At 72.1% G+C, this 2,666-nt stretch carries 4 protein-coding genes; 3 read left to right on the forward strand and 1 reads right to left on the reverse strand.

The features are described 5' to 3' along the window. The 3 genes from CCN44_RS38645 to CCN44_RS45305 all read left to right on the forward strand — a co-directional run. A partial coding sequence (locus CCN44_RS38645; protein ID WP_244204039.1) for an amidohydrolase family protein occupies positions 1–706 on the forward strand: 706 nt, incomplete at its 5' end. A gap of 153 nt (positions 707–859) precedes the next feature. Next, positions 860–1,513 carry a DUF899 domain-containing protein gene (locus tag CCN44_RS38650; RefSeq protein ID WP_059248730.1) on the forward strand — a complete coding sequence of 218 codons (654 nt, stop codon included), beginning with the start codon at positions 860–862 and terminating at the stop codon, positions 1,511–1,513. A gap of 281 nt (positions 1,514–1,794) precedes the next feature. Continuing rightward, positions 1,795–1,968 (forward strand): hypothetical protein, encoded by a 174-nt coding sequence (locus CCN44_RS45305; RefSeq protein WP_086703559.1) that lies wholly within the window; start codon positions 1,795–1,797, stop codon positions 1,966–1,968. A 39-nt stretch (positions 1,969–2,007) separates the two neighbouring features. On the opposite strand, the gene CCN44_RS38660 is transcribed toward CCN44_RS45305, so the two are convergent. Continuing rightward, on the reverse strand, positions 2,008–2,666 hold a 659-nt coding region (locus tag CCN44_RS38660), incomplete at its 5' end, for an ATP-binding cassette domain-containing protein (protein ID WP_143650319.1).

Below are 2,666 nucleotides of genomic sequence, written 5' to 3' on the forward strand. Positions count from 1 at the left end.
CGCCGCCGAGAACCGCGACCAGACCGACACCAGCCTCGCCCGGCACGGCCGCACCCCCATCGAGGTGCTGGACCGCACCGGACTCCTCGACACCGACCTGCTCATCGCCCACGGCACCGGCATCGTGGAACGGGACCTGCCGCTGCTGGCCCGCACGGGCGGCCGTACGGCCGTGGCCACCGCACCCCGCGGCTACCTCAAGTTCGCCTGGCCCACCACCACTCCGGTACGGGCCCTGCGCGCGGCCGGCGTCCCGGTCGGCCTCGCCACGGACGGCGCCGCGTCCAACAACTCCCTCGACGTGTGGGAGGCGATGGCGCTGACGTCCCTGGTGCAGAAGTCGGTGGAGGGCGATCCCCGCTGGCTGACCTCCCGCCAGGCCCTCCACCACGCCACCCTGCAGAGCGCCCGCGCGGTCGGCCTCGGCGACCGGGTGGGCTCCCTCGCGCCCGGCCGCCGCGCCGACCTCGTCCTGGTCGACCTCACCGGCCCGCACACGCAGCCGGTCCACGACCTCGCCGCCACCCTCGTGCATAGCGCCCGCGCCGCCGACGTCCGCACCACCGTCGTGGACGGCCGCGTGCTGATGCGGGACCGTGAACTGCTCACTCTCGACGTGCCCGCGATCGTGCGGGAACTGACCGACCGGCTGCCCGCGCTGACCGCGCGTCACCACGGCCGTCGTATCCAGGAGTACGACACCTGAGCCGAGTGCGCCGCCGTCCGAGCCGCCTGGGTCCGCTGCCTGGCCGAAAAGCGTGCCTGCGGGAGGCCGGCCGAAAAATTCTCCGCGCGCGGCGATGAGTTCCGCGCACACCGGCGGTCACCACCCCGAACCGACCGTCGGACAGGAGGGCCCATGTCGCTTCCGGAGATCGTCTCGCGCGAGCAGTGGCGCGCGGCGCGCGAGGAGTTGCTGCGCAAGGAGGAGGCGGTCAGACGAGCGCGCGAGATCCTGGCCGCCGAGCGCCGTCGGCTGCCCATGGTAGAGGTGGACCCGGAGTACGTCTTCGAGGGCGGCGACGGCAAGGCCACCCTGCTCGACCTCTTCGAGGGACGGGCCCAGCTCGTCGTCCACCACTTCATGTTCGACCCCGAGTGGGAGACCGGCTGCCCGTGCTGCGCGGCCTTCCTGGACCAGGTCGGCCACCTCGCCCACCTGCGCGCCCGGAACACCTCCTTCGCGGCCGTCTCCCGGGCGCCGTTCACCCGGATCCTGCCGTTCAAGGCGCGGATGGGCTGGGCGGTGCCCTGGTACTCCTCGGCGCACAGCGACTTCAACCGTGACTTCGAGGCCACCGTCGAGTCGGGCGGCGACCTGGTCGAGCGTCCCGGCCTCAGCTGCTTCCTGCGCGACCACGACCGGGTCTTCCACACCTACTCGGTGTACGGCGACGGGCTGGACGCACTGGGCACCACCACGGCCCTGCTCGACCTGACCCCCCTCGGCCGCAGCCCCGAGGGCAGCGACGGGCTGCGCCTGCACGACGAGTACGACGAGTACGGCTACTGAAACGACGAGTACGGCTGCTGAAACGAGGAGTACGGCTGCTGAAACCAGGAGTACGGCTGCTGAAACGACGGATACGGCTACGGAGACGCGGCTGCGACCACGGATACGCCCGGTACCGCCGGTGATGCGGAGGGTGCGGTTCGTGTCACAAGGTGAACGGATCCTCACCGTCCGCGCCGAGCCGGTGTCGGCAATGTCTCAGTAGCGTCACCGAGCGAGGCGTTTCCCCTCTCCAGAGCGTTAACTCCTACACGTACGACGCTTTCTGGAGGTGCGAGACGGTGAACGGGCGAACAGTGCTCGAACGCTTTCCCGCCGGAGGTCCTCGTGGATCCTGGCCCGCGGAGGAGTTCGCACACGCGCGGCGTCTGGAAGGCCTGCCCGCCGAGGTCGTCATGGATCTCGCGACGGACACGTTCCTGGTGATCGTCCGCGGCCGCGAGACCGTCGAGTGAGCCGTCCGCGAGCCCGCCGAGCGAGCCCGTCCAGGGACCTCAGCCCGTCCGCGGCGCCGGCACCCGCGCCGTGAACTGCTGTGCCTGGAGCATGTACAGGTCGGCGTAGAGACCGCCCCTGGCCAGCAGTTCCTCCGGAGTGCCGGACTCCACCAGGCGCCCGTGCTGCAGCACATGCACCAGGTCGGCGTGCCGGACCGAGGCCAGCCGGTGGGTGATCAGGACGACCGTCTGCCCGCCGCCCGCCAGCGCCCGGATCTTCTCGAACACCTCCAGCTCGGCCCGCGCGTCCAGCGCCGCCGTCGGCTCGTCCACGATCAGGATGCTCCCGCGCCGGTAGGCGGCCCGGGCGATGCCGAGCCGCTGCCACTGGCCGCCGGACAGTTCGTGCCCGCCGCTGAAGTTCCGGGCCAGCAGCGTGTCCAGGCCGCGCGGCAGGTCCGCGACCACCTCCTCGGCCCCCGCCTCGGCGATCGACGCGGCCAGCCGCTCCTCGGTCATCGGCGCGGCGGAACGGCCGACGGCCACGTTCACCCGGGCGGTGAACGGCCAGCGCTTGAAGTCCTGGGCCACCATCGCGATGCGCTCGGCGAGCAGCCTGCGGTCGGCGCGCGCGGCGTCGACGCCGTCCCACAGGATCCGGCCCCGGTCCGGCGTGTACAGCCCCGCGAGCAGCTTGACCAGCGTGGTCTTGCCCG

Origin of the sequence: Streptomyces tricolor (assembly GCF_002155905.1) — a bacterium.
Lineage (GTDB): Bacteria > Actinomycetota > Actinomycetes > Streptomycetales > Streptomycetaceae > Streptomyces > Streptomyces tricolor.